This is a genomic window from Streptomyces sp. DSM 110735, assembly GCF_016482685.1.
Classification (GTDB): domain Bacteria; phylum Actinomycetota; class Actinomycetes; order Streptomycetales; family Streptomycetaceae; genus Streptomyces.
Genome location: NZ_JACYHF010000010.1, coordinates 1 through 16894 on the forward strand (window position 1 = coordinate 1; position 16894 = coordinate 16894).

General features: G+C 71.9%; 16 protein-coding genes. 5 read left to right on the forward strand and 11 right to left on the reverse strand.

Annotated features, from left to right (window positions below; all coding sequences use genetic code 11):
- The 3 genes from IF655_RS17155 to IF655_RS17165 form a co-directional block, all read right to left on the reverse strand.
- A partial coding sequence (locus tag IF655_RS17155) for a chaplin (RefSeq protein WP_199585687.1) occupies positions 1-752 on the reverse strand: 752 nt, incomplete at its 3' end.
- 121 nt (positions 753-873) lie between these two features.
- A complete protein-coding gene (locus tag IF655_RS17160; RefSeq protein WP_199585860.1) occupies positions 874-1101 on the reverse strand; it encodes a chaplin in 228 nt (75 codons plus the stop codon).
- A 295-nt stretch (positions 1102-1396) separates the two neighbouring features.
- The gene (locus tag IF655_RS17165; RefSeq protein WP_199585688.1) at positions 1397-1807 is read right to left on the reverse strand and encodes a rodlin; all 411 of its coding nucleotides are present in this window, start codon (positions 1805-1807) and stop codon (positions 1397-1399) included.
- Between the two features lie 257 nt (positions 1808-2064).
- Here IF655_RS17165 and IF655_RS17170 point away from each other — a divergent pair, with 257 nt between their 5' ends.
- Both IF655_RS17170 and IF655_RS17175 read left to right on the forward strand, forming a co-directional pair.
- Positions 2065-2475, forward strand: a complete 411-nt coding sequence (locus IF655_RS17170; protein ID WP_018545019.1) for a rodlin — start codon at positions 2065-2067, stop codon at positions 2473-2475.
- A 270-nt stretch (positions 2476-2745) separates the two neighbouring features.
- Positions 2746-3153 carry a rodlin gene (locus IF655_RS17175; RefSeq protein WP_199585689.1) on the forward strand — a complete coding sequence of 136 codons (408 nt, stop codon included), beginning with the start codon at positions 2746-2748 and terminating at the stop codon, positions 3151-3153.
- 92 nt (positions 3154-3245) lie between these two features.
- On the opposite strand, the gene IF655_RS17180 is transcribed toward IF655_RS17175, so the two are convergent.
- The 8 genes from IF655_RS17180 to iolC form a co-directional block, all read right to left on the reverse strand.
- The gene (locus tag IF655_RS17180) at positions 3246-4109 is read right to left on the reverse strand and encodes an ABC transporter permease (RefSeq protein ID WP_199585690.1); all 864 of its coding nucleotides are present in this window, start codon (positions 4107-4109) and stop codon (positions 3246-3248) included.
- Positions 4106-6745: an alpha/beta fold hydrolase gene (locus IF655_RS17185; protein WP_199585691.1), complete on the reverse strand. Its 2640-nt coding sequence runs from the start codon at positions 6743-6745 to the stop codon at positions 4106-4108. Before IF655_RS17185 ends, IF655_RS17180 begins: the two co-directional genes overlap by 4 nt.
- A gap of 133 nt (positions 6746-6878) precedes the next feature.
- Positions 6879-8279 carry an APC family permease gene (locus IF655_RS17190; RefSeq protein ID WP_199585692.1) on the reverse strand — a complete coding sequence of 467 codons (1401 nt, stop codon included), beginning with the start codon at positions 8277-8279 and terminating at the stop codon, positions 6879-6881.
- Positions 8280-8581: 302 nt separating this feature from the next.
- The gene (gene mmsA / locus IF655_RS17195; protein WP_199585693.1) at positions 8582-10084 is read right to left on the reverse strand and encodes a CoA-acylating methylmalonate-semialdehyde dehydrogenase; all 1503 of its coding nucleotides are present in this window, start codon (positions 10082-10084) and stop codon (positions 8582-8584) included.
- Between the two features lie 16 nt (positions 10085-10100).
- The gene (gene iolD / locus IF655_RS17200) at positions 10101-11981 is read right to left on the reverse strand and encodes a 3D-(3,5/4)-trihydroxycyclohexane-1,2-dione acylhydrolase (decyclizing) (protein ID WP_199585694.1); all 1881 of its coding nucleotides are present in this window, start codon (positions 11979-11981) and stop codon (positions 10101-10103) included.
- Complete coding sequence (iolB, locus tag IF655_RS17205; protein WP_199585695.1) at positions 11978-12811, reverse strand: 5-deoxy-glucuronate isomerase; 834 nt, start codon at positions 12809-12811, stop codon at positions 11978-11980. Before iolB ends, iolD begins: the two co-directional genes overlap by 4 nt.
- Positions 12798-13688, reverse strand: coding sequence for a deoxyribose-phosphate aldolase (locus IF655_RS17210; RefSeq protein WP_199585861.1), 891 nt, complete (start codon positions 13686-13688; stop codon positions 12798-12800). The genes iolB and IF655_RS17210 overlap by 14 nt, the downstream gene beginning before the upstream one ends.
- A 218-nt stretch (positions 13689-13906) precedes the next feature.
- Positions 13907-14857 carry a 5-dehydro-2-deoxygluconokinase gene (gene iolC / locus IF655_RS17215; protein ID WP_199585696.1) on the reverse strand — a complete coding sequence of 317 codons (951 nt, stop codon included), beginning with the start codon at positions 14855-14857 and terminating at the stop codon, positions 13907-13909.
- 127 nt (positions 14858-14984) lie between these two features.
- On the opposite strand from iolC, the gene IF655_RS17220 reads away from it, so the two are divergent.
- From IF655_RS17220 to IF655_RS17230, 3 genes are all read left to right on the forward strand, one after another.
- Entirely contained in the window at positions 14985-15899 is a 915-nt protein-coding gene (locus tag IF655_RS17220; RefSeq protein WP_199585697.1) for a sugar phosphate isomerase/epimerase, read from the forward strand.
- A 296-nt stretch (positions 15900-16195) separates the two neighbouring features.
- Positions 16196-16393 (forward strand): AlpA family transcriptional regulator, encoded by a 198-nt coding sequence (locus tag IF655_RS17225; RefSeq protein WP_018545008.1) that lies wholly within the window; start codon positions 16196-16198, stop codon positions 16391-16393.
- Positions 16394-16633: 240 nt separating this feature from the next.
- Positions 16634-16873 (forward strand): heavy-metal-associated domain-containing protein, encoded by a 240-nt coding sequence (locus tag IF655_RS17230; protein ID WP_199585698.1) that lies wholly within the window; start codon positions 16634-16636, stop codon positions 16871-16873.
- Positions 16874-16894: the final 21 nt, after the last annotated feature.

Below are 16894 nucleotides of genomic sequence, written 5' to 3' on the forward strand. Positions count from 1 at the left end.
GGCGGCGTGCTGTGGTGCGGCGGAGGCGTGGTCTCCTCACCGCCGTACGGCGGAGGAGTCGTTTCTTCACCGCCGTAGGGCGGCGGCGTGGTCTCGTCGTCGTCCCCGTAGGACGCGGGCGGCTTGGTCTCGTGGCCGCCGTACGCGGGGGGCGGGGTCGTCTCGTCGTCGTCCCCGTACGAAGCGGGGGGCGTCGTCTCGTCCTCGTCGTCGTCCCCGTAGGACGCGGGCGGGGTGGTCTCGTCCTCGTCGTCGTCCCCGTAGGACGCGGGCGGGGTGGTCTCGTCGTGGCCGTAGGACGGCGGCGGGGTGGTCTCGTCCTCGTCGTCGTCGCCGTACGAGGCGGGAGCGGTCGTCTCGTCGTGGCCGTAGGACGCGGGCGGGGTCGTCGCGGGCGCCGTGGTCGCGTGGCCGTAGGCGGGCGGCGGGGTGGTGTGGCCGCCGGAGCCGTAGCCGGAGTCGTCGGAGTCGTCGTCACCGTAGGAGTCGTGGTGGCGCGCGCTCTTGCCGGTCACACAGGACTCGGCGAGGGCCGGGTCGAGGGCTGCCGACACGTCGACGGTGTTGCCGCAGATGGTGACCGGCACGTGCGCCGGTACCCGCAGGGTGTTGCCGGACAGTGCGCCGGACGAGCGCTGTCCCGCGCCGGGCGCTCCCGAATCGGCGAGCGCCTGACTGCCGTACAAGGACAGCACGCCGGTCGCGGCCGCGGCGGCGGCCACGACGATGCCCTTGCTGAGGGTCTGTCTCACTCTCGTGGTCTTCCTGCTCGAAGAAGTGGGAAGGCCGGCCCCGGAACGCAGATTCGAAGGGATCGACGGTCCGGGGCCGGCCTGAACGCAGCCGTGCAGCTGGTGCCTTGTGGCGGTGGGGTCAGCCGTTGACGCAGGCGTTGCCGAACGCCGGGTTCAGCAGCGCGATGACGTTGACCGAGTTGCCGCACACGTTGATCGGAACGTGGACCGGGATCTGGACGACGTTGCCCGACAGGACACCCGGCGAACCGACGGCCGCACCCTCGGCACCGGCGTCGGCGAAGGCGGGGGCCGCCCCGCCCAGGGCCAGGATGGCGCCGACGACGACAGCAGCGGTCTTCTTCATGGTGTTTCCCTTCTCTGCGGTCATGTCCTTATGTCGGCCGAAACCGAGCGAGCACAGCTTGAACGGCTCGCACCATGACCGGCAGGCTGTGAAACGAGGGATAGACAGCCGAAGAAACCGTGGAACGCGCGTCGCCCCTGAATTCACTCGAACGCCTCCACGGAATTGACAGCTTGGCGCAGTCGGAGAGGATTCGACCGGGGCGGAAAACGCGGGAAATCACGGGGAAACGGCAAAGGCCGCCCCCGTGCGGGAGCGGCCTTCGGTGCGGACCGGCGAACCGGTCCGTGGGGCGTCAGTTGTTGCCGACGCCGTTGCCCGCGAGGACGGAGACGTCGTCCACCAGGTGGGAGAGCGGCTCGTCGTTCTTCGCCTGGGTGGAGTTCTCCGCGCACTGCTGGTTCTGCGGGGAGGACAGCACCGGGATGTCCTGGACACCCACGTTGACCAGCGCGAGGACCGACTGCACGTCCGCCTTGACGGGCAGCCCGACGCAGAGCTTGTTGAGCGAGCTCTGGACCAGGGTGGCCTGCGGGCTGAGGTTGCCGCCGGTGACGTTGTTGCCGAACGCCTCCGAGGCGCCGTTGCCGCTCAGCGACGTGGTGCCGGTGTCGTTCCCGATGGCGAGAGCCTGGGGGGCGGCAGCCGCCGACACCCCGATGAAGGACGCGGCGACCGCGGCCGCGGCCATTGCCTTCTTCAGCATTTCGCTTTCCTTTCCCTGGCTCCACGCCAAGACGCACGTTCCTGTCCGGCATCAACCCCGGGGCGGCGAAATGGTTGCGGTATGTCACCCGATCGGATCGGACCGCGGCGCGGAGTGGATGCGGATTTCCCTTGGGAAACCGGGCTTTCGGCGGCATCCCGTGTGGGCCATCGGAGTGAACGGGAGGAACCCCGCGGTGGGCGGGGCAGTTGAGCCGTGCACTCCGGTGACGGGGTTTCTCCAGAAGGGAATCGCAAGTGATCAAGAAGGTTCTGGCCGCCGCCGCGGTCGCCGCCTCCGTTGTCGGTGCGTCCGCAGTCGCCGCGTCGCCGGCCCTGGCCATCGGCAACGACACCGGCACCACCTCGTTCAGCGGAAACGGTGCTTCGCAGGCGTTCGGCAACTCCGCCACCTACGGCAACATGAGCCCGCAGATGGCGCTCATCCAGGGCTCGCTGAACAAGCCCTGCATCGGTCTGCCCGCGAAGGTCAACGCCCAGTCCCTGGTGGGTCTGCTCAACGTCGGCGTCCAGGACATCCCGATCCTGTCCTCGCCGCAGAACCAGCAGTGTGTCGAGAACTCCACCCAGGCCAAGGGCGACGAGCCGCTGTCGCACATCCTGGACGACATCTCCGCCCTGTCCGGCAACGGCGCCGGCAACAACTGATCAGTCACTGATCCGGAGATGTGCGGGGCCCCTCGCGGGCCCCGCGTGGCGGGCCGCCGAGCGATCGGCGGCCCGTCGGCATGTCCAGGGACTGCTGAACTCACTTATGAGTCAAGGGACTTGGGCGTGACTCCACGAACGAGGGGGCGCTTGTGAACTCATCGCACTGCGCTGCCCCGTTAGGGGCACAGACCGCAACCCCGGTGTCCGCCGGCCCGTTGACGATCACGCAACTCCTCCCCGGAGTCCGCCTTTCGAAAGGGAACGCACATGAAGAAGCTGTGGGCAACCGCGGCTGTCGCCGCCTCCGTCGCCGGTCTCGCGGGCGTGGCCGCCCCGCAGGCCCTCGCCATCGGGGACGACCACGGCACCACCTCGTTCAGCGGCAACGGCGCCTCGCAGTCGTTCGGCAACTCGGCCACCTTCGGTGACATGAGCCCGCAGCTCGCGCTGGTCCAGGGCTCGCTGAACAAGCCGTGCATCGGCCTGCCCGCGAAGCTCAACGCCCAGTCGGTGCTCGCGCTGGTCAACGTCGGTGTCCAGGACATCCCGGTGCTGTCCTCGCCGCAGAACCAGCAGTGCGTGGAGAACTCCACCCAGGCCAAGGGCGACGAGCCGCTCTCGCACATCCTGGACGACATCTCCGCCCTGTCCGGCAACGGCGCCGGCAACGGCTGATCGAGCCCGTACCGCGACGGCGGGCCACCGGTTTCCCCGGTGGCCCGCCGTTTCGTATGTCCGGACGCCTCGCGTCGGGATGCCCAAGTGCCCTACGACACCACGTCCTTGCGGGCGAAGCCCCGGAACGCCAGGGCGAACAGGACGAGGGCGCAGGACACCGAGACCGAGGCGCCCTGGATCATCCCGGCCCACTCGGCGTGCGGCTGGAGGGCGTCCGCCCAGGCGAACTGCCAGTGCGCGGGCAGGAAGTCGCGCCAGTCGCCGAGCGCGGTGACGGCGTCCAGGACGTTGCCGACGATGGTCAGACCCACCGCGCCGCCGACCGCGCCGAGCGGGGTGTCCGTACGCGTCGACAGCCAGAACGCGAGCGCGGCGGTGACCAGTTGGGACACGAAGATGTACGCCACCGCGACCGCGAGGCGCTGCACGGCGACGCCCGGCTCCAGCGCGCCCCCGGTGGGGATGCGCAGCGGACCCCAGCCGTAGGCGGCGGTGCCCGCGACGAGGGCGACGGCGGGCAGCAGCACCATCGCGGCGAGGCTCAGCCCGAGCCCGACGACCAGCTTCGACCACAGCAGCCGGACCCGGGGCACGGGCGCGGCGAGCAGATAGCGCAGCGAGGACCAGTTCGCCTCGGAGGCGACCGTGTCCCCGCAGAACAGGGCGACCGGGACGACCAGCAGGAAGCCGGCCGAGACGAACAGGGCGACGGCGGCGAAGTTGGCGCCGGAGTCGGTGGCCGTGGCCATCAGGGTGATCCGGGAGCTGCGGCTGCCGGGCTCGCCGCCGATGGCGAAGGCGGCGAGGAGCACGAACGGCAGCACGGCCAGGAGCAGACCCATGACCAGCGTCCGGCGGCGCTTGAGCTGGCGGATCAGCTCCACGCGCACGGGCAGGGTGCGGACGGGGCGGTAGCCGGGTGCCGTGTCCGCGCCCGGGGTGAGCGTGCTCACGGGGTGCCTCCGATCAGGGTGAGGAAGGCGTCTTCCAGGCGCCGGTGCGGTCCGACGGAGGCGACGGGCACCTCCAGGCGGACGAGGTCCACGACCAGTGCCTCGGCGGTGGCGCCGGGTTCCAGGCGGATCAGCAGCCCGTCCTCGGTGCGCACGGCGGAGGCGACGCCGGGCAGGGCGGCGACCTTCTCCACGATCGGTTCGCGCACCGGGGTGCCGGTGCCGACCAGGAGGGTGTCGCCGGAGCCGATGATGTCGCGCACCGGTCCCGCCTGGACGAGCCTGCCCCGGTCCATCACCACGAGGTGGGTGCAGGACTGCTCGACCTCGGCGAGGAGGTGGCTGGAGACGATGACCGTGCGCCCGGCGGACGCGTAGCGGATCATCACCTCGCGCATCTCGCGGATCTGGGGCGGGTCGAGTCCGTTGGTGGGCTCGTCGAGGATGAGGAGGTCGGGCAGTCCGAGCATGGCCTGGGCGATGGCCAGGCGCTGGCGCATGCCCTGGGAGTAGGTGCGCACCGCGCGGTCGAGGGCGTCGCCGAGTCCCGCGATCTCCAGTGCCTCCTCCAGATGGGCGTCCTCGGCGGGGCGGCCGGTGGCGCGCCAGTACAGCTCCAGGTTCTCCCGCCCCGACAGGTGCGGCAGGAAGCCCGCGCCCTCCACGAAGGCGCCGACCCGGGAGAGGACGGGGGCGCCGGGGCGTACGGCGTGGCCGAAGACGCGGATCTCGCCCGCGTCGGGGCGGATGAGTCCCATCAGCATCCGCAGGGTGGTGGTCTTGCCCGCGCCGTTGGGTCCGAGGAGTCCGAGGACCTGGCCCTTGTCGACGCGGAAGGAGAGGTCGCGTACGGCGTACCGGTCGGCGGAACCGGCGTAGCGCTTGCTCAGGTCGCCGATGACGAGCGGGACTTCGGCCAGTTCCGGGTCGGGGGCGGGGGCGCTGGTGGGGCGGCGGGCGGTGAGGAGCAGGGCTGCGGCGAGGGCGGCGCCCGCGAGGGGGAGCCACCAGACCCAGGAGGGCAGCGGGGTGCGGGCGGTGGTGACGCCGGGTGCGGTGGGCACGCTCAGGGCGCCCTGGAGCGAGACGGTGTACGTCGCCGGGGCGGTCGGGGAGGCGTAGGCGAGGTCGGTGGAGGCGAGGACCAGGCGGAGGCGGTGGCCCTTCTGGATCTCGTGGTCGACGGCGGGGAGGGTGACCGTGACGTCCTTGCCCGCGCGGGCGCCGGTGACGCGCAGGGGCGTGACCAACTGGGAGGGCAGGACGCGGGTGCCGCCGGGTCCGACGTCGTAGAGCTTGGCGAAGAGGACCGCGTCGTCGGAGGTGGACTTCACGTGGACGCGGGCGGTGGGCGAGCCGGTGACGCGGAGGGTGGAGCGCAGCGGGGCGGAGTCGAAGTGGGCGTTCTGGCCGGGGAAGTCGAGGGAGACACCGGTACCGAGGGCGGAGAGCCGGGCCAGGCTGCCGAGTCCGGGCAGCGCGGAGACGGCGGGCGGTCCGGCGCCGGCCGGGTTGGCGACGTGCTGGGTGCCGCCGGTCAGCTTCACGGTGTGCTGGTGGGAGTGGAGACCGGGGTAGGCGTTGCCGCTCGCGCCGCGCAGTCGCACGGTGCCGTCGGTGGAGTCGACGCCTCCGGTGCGGGTGACGCGGAAGGCGGGACCGGTGGCGGCGGACGTGTCGTCCTTGAGGTAGCGGTCGAACCAGGAGCGCATCCGGGTGGCTACGCGGTCGGTCTCGTTGTCGCCGCCGTCGTGGCCGCCGGAGATCCAGTCGACCTTCACGGGGGCGCCGTTGGCCTTGATCGCCCGTTCGGCGGCGTCGGACTGGGCGAGGGTGAACAGGGAGTCGGTCTGGCCCTGGAAGAGGAGGGTGGGCACCTTGATGCGGGTGGCGACGGCGGAGGGGGAGCGTTCTTCGAGGAGGCGGCGGGCGTCGGCGTCGGGGGTGCCGGACTGGGCGACGCGCTGGTACATCCGGCACAGGGCGGGCTCGAAGTCCGCGCAGCCGCCGCCGGAGCTGAAGAAGACCCCGGCCCACAGCTTCTTGAACACGCCGTCGGGGAACAGGGCGTCGGCGAGGTTCCAGTAGGTGACGGCGGGGGCGATGGCGTCGACGCGGTGGTCGTATCCGGCGGCGAGCAGGGAGATGGCGCCGCCGTAGGAGGCTCCGGCCACGCCGACGCGGGGGTCGCCGGGGGCGTCGAGGCGGACCTCGGGGCGTCTGGCGAGCCAGTCGATGAGCTGGGAGACGTCCTTGACCTCGTGCTTCGGGTCGTTCAGACCGATCTCGCCGGTGGAGCCGCCGAAGCCGCGCGCGGACCACGTCATGACCGCGTAGCCGTGCCGGGCGAGGTTCTGTGCCTGGCCGAGCATGTCCTTCTTGTTGCCGCCGAAGCCGTGGGCGAGCAGGACGGCGGGGTGGCGGCCGGGGCGGCCGTCGGTGAAGAAGGAGGTGGCGAGGTGGGTGCCGTCGGCGGTGGTCAGCCTCTGGTTGACCTGGTGCACGCGGGGGGTGTCGTCGCCGGAGGCGGTCGCCGTCCAGGTTCCGGCGGCCGCGAGCAGCACGGCGGCGGCGAGGGCGGCGGCTGCCCGGCGCGGCCCCTTCAGGAGCCGCGCCGCGGGCACTCGAAGATCCATGTCCCCACCGTAAGGGCCCGGGGCGGCGGCGGACGGCGCCGCCGGGCGGAACCCCCGCCCCTCCCCGGGGAGTACGCGTCCGGCCGGGTGTACCGCGAGTGCGGTATGCGGCCGGGGCGCGGACGAGGGGCTGTCAGGGGCGCGTGTCCTCCGGGAGGGAGACGAGCCAGTGGGTGGCGGCGCGGGGGCGGAGGTAGAGCGCCCAGTAGAGGGTGGCGACGGCGGTGATGCCGCCGGTCCACAGGAGATAGCTGACGTCCTGCTGGGTGAGGACGTAGGCGAGGACGACGATGAGCAGGACCGGCATCGCGGGCCACAGCGGCATCCGCCAGGCGGGGGTGTGGCGGTGGGCGTCGCGGCGGCCGAGCAGGGCGGCGACGGCGACGAGCAGGTACATCGCGGTCACGGAGACGCCGGTGACGCCGTAGAGGGTGTCGAGGTCGACGAAGCAGAACAGCGCGCCGGGGACGCCGACGGCGAGGGTGGCGACCCAGGGCGAGCCGAAGCGGCCGAGGCGGGAGAAGAGGGTGTTGACCGGGGTGGGCCACGCCTTGTCGCGGGCGGAGGCGAACAGGACGCGGGAGTTCTGGATGACCATCACGATGCCCGCGTTGACGATGGCGAGGGCGACGCAGAGGCTGACGAAGGTGCCGACGGCGGTGTTGGACCAGGCGGTGACCATGGCGCTGATGTCGCCGCCGGTCAGCTCCTTGAGGTCGGTGGCGCCCATGGTGATGGCGGCGACCGGCACCAGGATGATCACCGTGGAGATGGCGAGGGTGGCGAGCACGGTACGGGCCACGTCGCGGCGCGGGTGCTCCAGTTCCTCGGAGAGGTAGACGGCGGTCGAGAAGCCCTGGGTGACGAAGAGGGCGATGGCGAGTCCGGAGACGACAAGGACCCCGGTCACCGCGTCCGTGTGCCCGTGGGCGCCCGCGACCTGCATCGAGACGAGGCTGCCGAGCCCGCGGTGCCCGTGGGCGAAGCCGAGGACGGCGACCACGGCTGCCGCGATGACCTCCAGGACCAGGAAGATCCCGGTGATCCAGGCGTTGGCGCGCAGGTCGAGCAGTCCGGCGAGGGTGGCGAGCAGCATGACCGCCGCGCCGGTGAGCGAGGGGTCGAGGTGGACGACGGGGGCGAGGTAGTCGGCGGTGCCCATCGCGATGACGGGCGGCACGATCATGACGACCAGCAGGGAGAGCACGAAGACCAGCCAGCCGGTGAGCCGTCCGGCGAGCGTGGAGACCATGGCGTACTCGCCGCCCGCGCTCGGGATGAGGGTGCCCAGCTCGGCGTAGCAGAACGCCACGGCGATACAGAGCAGCGAGCCGATGGCGATGGTCAGCGCGGTGGCGGTGCCGAGGGTGCCGAAGAGGTCGGGGACGACGACGAAGAGGGTCGAGGCGGGGGTCACGCAGGAGAGCGTCAGCAGGGTGCCGCCGACGACGCCGATGGAACGCTTGAGCTTCTGGGGGCTGTCGGCCGGCTGCCCGGGGGTGGCGGCCTCGGCGGGGCGGAGCGTGTCGGTCATGCGGCGGTCCGATCGACTCGTGCGGTGAGGGCTCGGGCGGGAGCGCTATCGCCTCCGGCGGTTCGTGGCGTACGTCATGTCTCTCGCTCCCGGCGGCTGCATCGAACACCGACGAAAACCGGCGCGTCAATGGGTGTTCATCTACGGATTCCGTAGCCAAACCGCCTCTCCGGCTACGCATACAGCGGCATCTCGCGGGTGGTTCCCCGCTTGTCACCGGTACGGGAACCGCAGGTGCCGAGCCGAAAAAAACCGGGCCCGGAGGCGCTGTGCACGCCTTCGGGCCCGGACGGGTGTACGGCTCAGTGGTTGCGCGGGAAGCCCAGGTCCACGCCTGCCGGGGCGTCGGCGGGGTCGGGCCAGCGGGTGGTGACGACCTTGCCGCGGGTGTAGAAGTGCGTGCCGTCGTTGCCATAGATGTGGTGGTCGCCGAAGAGGGAGTCCTTCCAGCCGCCGAAGGAGTGGTAGCCGACGGGGACCGGGATCGGGACGTTGACGCCGACCATGCCGGCCTCGACCTCCAACTGGAAGCGGCGGGCGGCGCCGCCGTCGCGGGTGAAGATCGCGGTGCCGTTGCCGAAGGGGGAGGCGTTGATCAGGGCGATGCCGTCGTCGTAGGTGTCCACGCGCAGCACGGTCAGGACCGGGCCGAAGATCTCGTCCTGGTACGCCTTGGCGGTCGTCGGCACCTTGTCGAGCAGGGAGATGCCGATCCAGTGGCCGTCCTCGTAGCCCTCGACGGTGTAGCCGGTGCCGTCGAGCACGACCTCGGCGCCCTCGGCGGCGGCGCCGGAGACGTAGGAGGCGACCTTGTCGCGGTGGGCCGCCGTGATCAGCGGGCCCATCTCGGAGGTGGGGTCGGTGCCGGGACCGATCTTGATCTTCTCGGCGCGCTCGCGGATCTTGTCGACCAGTTCGTCGCCGATGGCACCGACCGCGACGACCGCGGAGATGGCCATGCAGCGCTCGCCCGCCGAGCCGTAGGCGGCGCTCACCGCCGCGTCCGCCGCCGCGTCCAGGTCGGCGTCCGGGAGGACCAGCATATGGTTCTTGGCGCCGCCGAGCGCCTGGACGCGCTTGCCGTGGGCGGAGGCGGTGGTGTGGATGTAGCGGGCGATCGGGGTCGAGCCGACGAACGACACCGCCTGGACGTCCGGGTGCTCCAGGAGCCGGTCGACGGCCACCTTGTCGCCGTGCACGACGTTGAACACGCCGTCCGGCAGACCCGCCTCGGCCAGCAGCTCGGCGATCCTGAGAGAGACCGACGGGTCCTTCTCCGACGGCTTCAGCACGAAAGTGTTGCCGCACGCGACGGCGATCGGGAACATCCACATCGGCACCATCGCCGGGAAGTTGAACGGCGTGATGCCCGCGACGACACCGAGCGGCTGGCGGATCGAGGACACGTCGACGCCGGTCGCCACCTGCGTCGACAGCTCGCCCTTGAGCTGCACGGTGATCCCGCAGGCCAGGTCCACGATCTCCAGACCGCGCGCGACCTCGCCGAGCGCGTCGGAGTGCACCTTGCCGTGCTCGGCGGTGATCAGCGCGGCGATCTCGTCGCGGTGCTCGTCGAGGAGCGCGCGGAACTTGAAGAGGATCGTGGTGCGCTGGGCCAGCGAGGAGTGGCGCCAGGTCGCGAAGGCGTCCTTGGCGGCGGCGACCGCCGCGTCCACCTCCTCGGTCGTGGCGAAGGCGACCTGGGTGGTGACCTCGCCGGTCGCCGGGTCGGTGACCGGCCCGTACGTACCCGACGCGCCCTCGGCGGTCTTGCCGCCGATCCAGTGGTTGACGGTCTTCGTCATGTCCTCGGGCTCCTTGTCACAGAGGGCGGCGGCGGGCCGACCGGTGCCGTTCGTACAGCTCGCGTGCCTTGACCGCGGACGGCCTGGTCGCGGTCTCGGCCACGGGAACATCCCACCAGGCCGCGGCCGGGGGCGCGCCCGACACACTGTCGGACGTTTCGGTCTCCACGTAGACACATGTGGGAGTGTCGGCGGCGCGCGCCTCGGCGAGGGCGTCCCGCAGCTCCCCCACCGTCCGGGCGCGCAGCACCCGCATCCCGAGGCTCGCCGCGTTGGCGGCGAGGTCCACGGGGAGCGGGGCGCCGGTGTAGGTCCCGTCGGGCACGGTGTGGCGGTAGGCGGTGCCGAAGCGCTCGGCGCCGACCGACTCCGAGAGACCGCCGATGGACGCGTACCCGTGGTTCTGGATGAGCACCATCTTGACCGCCACGCCCTCCTGCACGGCGGTGACGATCTCGGTCGGCGTCATCAGATACGTCCCGTCGCCCACGAGCGCCCAGACGTTCCGGTGGGGCGCGGCGAGCTTCACGCCGAGGGCGGCGGGGATCTCGTAGCCCATGCAGGAGTAGCCGTACTCCAGGTGGTACTGGTCGTGGGAGCGGGCGCGCCAGAGTTTGTGCAGGTCGCCGGGGAGGGACCCGGCGGCGTTCACGATGATGTCGCTCTCGTCGACGAGGGCGTCGAGCGCGCCGACGACCTGCGGCTGGGTCGGCACCGCGTCCGGGTCGGCGGCGGCGAAACAGGCGTCCACCCGGCGCTCCCAGTCCGCCTTGGCCGCCGAGTAGCCCTCGATGTACTCCTCCGGCACCCGGTGGTCGTGCATCTGAAGCGCCTCGGTCAGCTCCCCGAGCCCGCTGCGGGCGTCCGCGATGAGCGGGAGTCCGGACATCTTGTGTCCGTCGAAGGGCGCGATGTTTAGGTTGAGGAAGCGCACGCCGGGGTGCTCGAAGAGGGTGCCGGAGGCGGTGGTGAAGTCGGTGTACCGGGTGCCGACGCCGATCACCAGGTCGGCGGCGCGGGCGAGTTCATCTGCGGTGGCGGTGCCGGTGTGCCCGATGCCGCCCACGTCCTGGGGGTGGTCGTACGCCAAGGACCCCTTGCCCGCCTGGGTGGAGGCGACCGGGATGCCGGTGACGGCGGCGAACTCGGCGAGCGCCTCCTCGGCGCGGCTGTGGTGGACCCCGCCGCCCGCGATCACGAGAGGGCGCCGTGCCTGCCTGATCGCCCCTACCGCTTCGGTGAGTTCGGTCGGATCGGCTCCCGGACGCCGTACGGTCCACACCCGCTCGGCGAAGAACTCCTCGGGCCAGTCGTACGCCTCCGCCTGCACGTCCTGCGGGAGGGCGAGCGTGACGGCACCGGTCTCGACCGGGTCGGTGAGGACGCGTACGGCTGCCAGTGCGCTCGGGATCAGGGTTTCGGGGCGGGTGATGCGGTCGAAGTAGCGGGACACCGGGCGCAGGGTGTCGTTCACCGACACGTCGCCCGCGTACGGGACTTCGAGCTGCTGGAGGACCGGGTCGGCGGGGCGGCCGGCGAAAACGTCGCCGGGGAGGAGCAGGACGGGGAGGTGGTTGATGGTGGCGAGGGCGGCGCCGGTGACGAGGTTGGTGGCGCCGGGTCCGATGGAGGTGGTCACCGCGTGGGTGGAGAGGCGGTTGGACTGGCGGGCGTAGCCGACCGCCGCGTGCACCATCGCCTGTTCGTTGCGACCCTGGTGGAACGGCATCAACTCCCGGTGTTCAACCAGGGCTTGACCGAGTCCCGCGACGTTGCCGTGCCCGAAGATCCCCCAGGTGGCGCCGATGAGCCGCCGTCGTGCACCGTCGCGCTCGGTGTGCTGCGCGGCGAGGAAGCGGACGAGCGCCTGCGCGACGGTGAGCCGGACGGTGGTCATCGGTACCCCCCTGCGGTGTGGTCCGGGTGGAAGCGGATGCGCCATTCGCGGGTGGCGCCGGGTCCCGCCATGACGTTCAGGTAGTACATGGCGTGTCCGGGCTGGGCGATCGACGGTCCGTGCCAGCCGTCCGGGACGAGCACCGCGTCACCCGTGCGGACCTCGGCGAGCACGTCGGCGCCGCCTTCGCGGGAGGGGAAGACACGCTGGTAGCCGAGACCGCCGTCCTCGATCTCGAAGTAGTAGATCTCCTCCAGCTCGGACTCCTCCCCCGGCAGGTGCTCGTCGTGCTTGTGCGGCGGGTACGAGGACCAGTTGCCGCCGGGGGTGATCACCTCGACGGCGATGAGCCTGTCGCAGTCGAAGGTGTCGGCGGCGGCGAAGTTGCGCACTCTGCGGGCGCAGGTGCCGCTGCCGCGCTCTTCGACGGGGACCTCCGGCGCGGGGCCGTAGCGGGCGGGGAGTCGTCGCTCGCACTTCGCTCCTGCCAGGGCGAAGCGGCCTCCCGCGCCGGAGGCGATCTGGACCCGGGCGTCCCGGGGTGCGTACACGAAGTCGGTGACCTCCGCGAAAACGCTTACCCGGCCCTGGACCTGGTATTTCTCATCGTCAACTTGTACGGTACATGCGCCTTGCAGGGGCAGCACGATCCACTCGGCGTCCCCGGTGTCGAAGGTATGCGTGGCACCGGGTTCCAGGTCGACGACGCGCAGGGCGGTGTGCGCCCAGCCGGAGCGCCCGGAGCGCCCGGAGCCGGGACCGACGTCGAGGACGTACGGGGCGTTCGCCGCGGTTCCGGCGGGCAGATGCAGTCCGTCACTGGTCGTCATGCGGCTCTCCCAGCAGTCCGGCGGCGGTGTCCACGGCGGCGGCCACGTCGCCGTCCGCCGGGTACAGCAGCGAGCGGCCGACCACCAGACCGCGCACGGTGGGCAGTTGGAGCGCGCCGCGCCACTTCTCGTAGGCGGCTGCCTGCTCCTGTGCCGTGCCGCCCGCCTCGCCGCCGAGCAGCACGGCGGGCAGTGTGGTGGTCGCCATGACCTCGGCCATGTCCTCGGGATGCTCGGTGACGGGCACCTTCAGCCAGGTGTAGGCGGAGGTGCCGCCGAGCCCGGAGGCGATGGCGAGGGAGCGGGTGACCGCCTCCGCGGAGAGATCGTTGCGCAGTCGTCCGTCCGCGCCGCGTCTGCTGAGGAACGGTTCGATGAACAGCGGCAGTTGACGCTCCGCCATCGCGTCGACCGCACGCGCCGCGCTCTCCAGCGTGGTCAGCGAGCCCGGGTCGGAGTAGTCGACGCGCAGCAGCAGCTTGCCCGCGTCGAAGCGCAGCCGCTCGATGTCCTGCGGACGGTGCCCGGTGAAGCGGTCGTCCAGCTCGAAGCTCGCGCCCTGGAGTCCGCCCCGGTTCATGGACCCCATGACGACCTTGCCGTCCAGGGCGCCGAGCAGCAGCAGGTCGTCCAGGATGTCGGCGGTGGCGAGCACGCCGTCCACCCCCGGGCGGGACAGCGCGAGACACAGCCGCTCCAGCAGATCCGCCCGGTTGGCCATCGCGAACTCCCGGCCGCCCGCCCCGAGCGCGCCCCGGGCGGGATGGTCGGCGGCGACGATCAGCAGCCGCTCACTGGCCCGGAGCAGCGGACGCCGGACGCGGCGGGCGGCTGCCTCGGCGACGGCTTCGGGGTGCCGGGTGCGGAGGTGGACCAGGGCGGAGACGTCGACGCGAGGGCCGGTGCCGGGGCGGACCCTGGGGACGGCTCGGGCATCGGCAGCGTCACGCGCCTCGGCGCGGACTCCGGCCCCGCCGGTGGCGGCGGTGGCGGCGGTGGCGGCGGTGGCGGCCTGGGCCCTGACGACGGCTGGGCCCCGACTCCCGAAAGGGGCCCCCGGGCGGACGGGAGCGCCGTCTGTGGCGCGGCCCGCGCTCACCGCACCGCTCCCGCCGCCAGCGCGGACGCCACCTCGTCCGGTGTCGGCATCGCGGAGGAGCACTCCAGGCGCGATGCCACGATGGCGCCCGCCGCGTTGGCGTGCCGCATCACCGTCTCCAGGTCCCAGCCCGCCAGCAGCCCGTGGCACAGCGAGCCGCCGAACGCGTCGCCCGCGCCGAGACCGTTGAGGACGGTCACCGGGAGCGGGGGCACCTCGGCGCTCTCCCCGTCCCGGCTCACCGCGAGGACCCCCTTGGGTCCCTGTTTCACCACGGCGAGTTCCACCCCGGCGGAGAGCAACGCCTCGGCGGCGGCGCGGGGTTCGCGGACCCCGGTGGCGATCTCCACCTCGTCCAGGTTGCCGACGGCCACCGTGGCGTGCCGCAGCGCCTCGGCGTAGTAGGGGCGCGCGATGTCGGGGTCGCTCCAGAACATCGGGCGCCAGTCCAGGTCGAAGACGGTCACGCCGGAGCGGGCGCGATGGGCGAGGGCGTCGAGGGTGGCGCCGCGGCTCGGCTCCTCGCTCAGTCCGGTGCCGGTGACCCAGAAGACACGCGCCGCGCGGATCGCGTCGAGGTCGAGTTCGCCGGGGTGGATCTCCAGGTCGGGCGCCTTGGGCAGCCGGTAGAAGTAGAGCGGGAAGTCGTCCGGCGGAAAGACCTCGCAGAAGGTGACCGGCGTGGGCAGTCCGGGGACCGGGGTGACCCAGCGGTCGTCCACGCCGAAGCCGCGCAGCGCCTCGTGGAGGTAGTCGCCGAAGGGGTCGGCGCCGGTGCGGGTGATCACCGCCGTACGGAGTCCGAGCCGGGCGGCGGCGACCGCGACGTTGGTCGCCGAGCCGCCGAGGAACTTGCCGAAGGACGACACCCGGTCGAGCGGGACCCCGGTCTGGAGCGGGTAGAGGTCCACCCCGATCCGCCCCATGGTGATCAGGTCGTACGCCATCGGCTCCCCTTCGTCCCGGGTCTCTTCCCGGTGTTCTAGTCCGGTCCGGTGAGCCCTGTCAATGTTTTGTCCGGACATTCGGACCAGGTATTGACACCCCTTCCGGCAGGCGCCCACGCTGGCGCCCATGACGTCGCTGCCGACTTCCCCACTGTCCCGTATCCGCGTCGGATCGGCCCCCGACTCCTGGGGTGTGTGGTTCCCGGACGACCCCCGGCAGGTGCCCTGGCAGCGCTTCCTCGACGAGGTCGCGGACGCCGGGTACGCGTGGATCGAGCTGGGTCCGTACGGCTATCTGCCGACCGACCCCGCCGTGCTCGCCGAGGAGACCGTCCGGCGCGGTCTGAAGGTGTCCGCCGGCACGGTCTTCACCGGGCTGCACCACGGTCCGGCGGTGTGGGAGAAGACCTGGGAGCACGTCGCGGCCATCGCGGACCTCACCCGGGCGACGGGCGCCCGCCATCTCGTCGTCATCCCCTCCTTCTGGCGCGACGACAAGACCGGCGAGGTGCTGGAGCCGTCGGAGCTGACGGCGGAGCAGTGGCGGAACCTGACCGCGCTGACCGAGCGCCTGGGCCACGAGGTGCGCGAGCGGTACGGCCTGACGATCGCCGTCCACCCGCACGCCGACACCCACATCGACACCGAAGAGAACGTCACCCGCTTCCTGGACGGCACCGACTCCGCCGAGGTGTCGCTCTGCCTGGACACCGGGCACTACGCCTACTGCGGCGGCGACAGCGTCAAGCTGATCGAGACCTACGGCGAGCGGATCGGCTACCTCCACCTCAAGCAGGTGGACCCGGAGATCCTGGCCGGGGTGCGCGCCGAGGGCACGCCGTTCGGTCCGGCGGTCGCGCGGGGCGTGATGTGCGAGCCCCCCGCCGGGGTGCCCGCGCTCGGTCCGGTCCTGGAGGCGGCGGCGCGCCTTGACACCGATCTGTTCGCGATCGTCGAGCAGGACATGTACCCGTGCGCGCCGGACCGTCCGCTGCCGATCGCGCGGCGGACCCGGGCGTTCCTGCGCTCGTGCGGGGTATGACACGGGCCGGAGGTTGACGCCCCGCCCCTCGCCGGATCAGCCGCGCCCCCGCGCGTCAATCTCCCACGCCCGCCGCTCGTCATACTGATCGGCTGCGGTTCCGTCACGAATACGCCCCTCCTGTCACATACGTCGCGCGTACGCGGGTTCTCCGTCACACCCGACCCACAAACCCCTCCCGGTGGTCACTCTGTGTCGTTGAGTCGGCACAGGCTTGTGATCACCAGCGCTGCGCCCGGTCCCCCGACGGCCGCCCCCGGTCGTGCCCGCGGCGCGCGCGCAGGGAGGTGCGACTCATGACCGACCGAAGGCTCTGGTCCTACAAGGAGATCGCGGCGCACATCCGGGTGCAGCCGGACACCGTGCGGTCCTATCGCAAACACGGCCTGCTGCCCCCGCCCGACCTCGTGGAGGGCGGCAAGCCCTACTGGTACGCCGACACGGTGCGCGCCTGGGTCGCCTCGCGCCCGGGCAACCGCGGCCGCAGAGACTGAGCCTCCGTCACCATCCCGTGCCCCGAACGCCCGCACGCCGTCCCCCGAGGGGCGGTGCGCGGGCGTTCGCCGTACTGCGACAAAGCGCGCGTATACATAGGGTGCGGGAGGATTCACCCACCATCGGGGAGCCCTTGGGGAATACCCCCTAGGGGTATAGTGTTGACAGAGGTGAGGTTCCCCGAGAACCCCACCGGCCACACGGGCCCCGCCCCACGCACGTCCGACGAGGAGAACGACATGAGCGCCCAGACCGACACCCCGGGCTCCGTCACCGCCGTCTACCAGGTGAGCGGCATGAGCTGCGGCCACTGCGAGGGCTCCGTCTCCGCCGAGATCTCCGAGATCCCCGGCGTCAGCTCGGTCAAGGCGGTCGCCTCGACCGGCGAGGTCACGGTCGTCTCCGCCGCCCCGCTCGACGAGGACGCCATCCGCGCCGCCGTCGACGAGGCGGGCTTCGAGCTGGCCGGCCGCGCCTGACGGCACCCGTCACACGTCCGG

What these genes read in the sequence shown, in the direction of transcription:
- IF655_RS17165 (WP_199585688.1), bottom strand. Translation starts at nt 1,807, where the DNA reads ATGCTGAAGAAGGCAATGGCCGCGGCCGCGGTCGCCGCGTCCTTCATC.
- IF655_RS17160 (WP_199585860.1), bottom strand. Translation starts at nt 1,101, where the DNA reads ATGAAGAAGACCGCTGCTGTCGTCGTCGGCGCCATCCTGGCCCTGGGC.
- iolB (WP_199585695.1), bottom strand. Translation starts at nt 12,811, where the DNA reads ATGACGACCAGTGACGGACTGCATCTGCCCGCCGGAACCGCGGCGAAC.
- mmsA (WP_199585693.1), bottom strand. Translation starts at nt 10,084, where the DNA reads ATGACGAAGACCGTCAACCACTGGATCGGCGGCAAGACCGCCGAGGGC.
- iolD (WP_199585694.1), bottom strand. Translation starts at nt 11,981, where the DNA reads ATGACCACCGTCCGGCTCACCGTCGCGCAGGCGCTCGTCCGCTTCCTC.
- iolC (WP_199585696.1), bottom strand. Translation starts at nt 14,857, where the DNA reads ATGGCGTACGACCTGATCACCATGGGGCGGATCGGGGTGGACCTCTAC.
- IF655_RS17175 (WP_199585689.1), top strand. Translation starts at nt 2,746, where the DNA reads ATGAAGAAGCTGTGGGCAACCGCGGCTGTCGCCGCCTCCGTCGCCGGT.
- IF655_RS17190 (WP_199585692.1), bottom strand. Translation starts at nt 8,279, where the DNA reads ATGACCGACACGCTCCGCCCCGCCGAGGCCGCCACCCCCGGGCAGCCG.
- IF655_RS17185 (WP_199585691.1), bottom strand. Translation starts at nt 6,745, where the DNA reads ATGGATCTTCGAGTGCCCGCGGCGCGGCTCCTGAAGGGGCCGCGCCGG.
- IF655_RS17220 (WP_199585697.1), top strand. Translation starts at nt 14,985, where the DNA reads ATGACGTCGCTGCCGACTTCCCCACTGTCCCGTATCCGCGTCGGATCG.
- IF655_RS17225 (WP_018545008.1), top strand. Translation starts at nt 16,196, where the DNA reads ATGACCGACCGAAGGCTCTGGTCCTACAAGGAGATCGCGGCGCACATC.
- IF655_RS17230 (WP_199585698.1), top strand. Translation starts at nt 16,634, where the DNA reads ATGAGCGCCCAGACCGACACCCCGGGCTCCGTCACCGCCGTCTACCAG.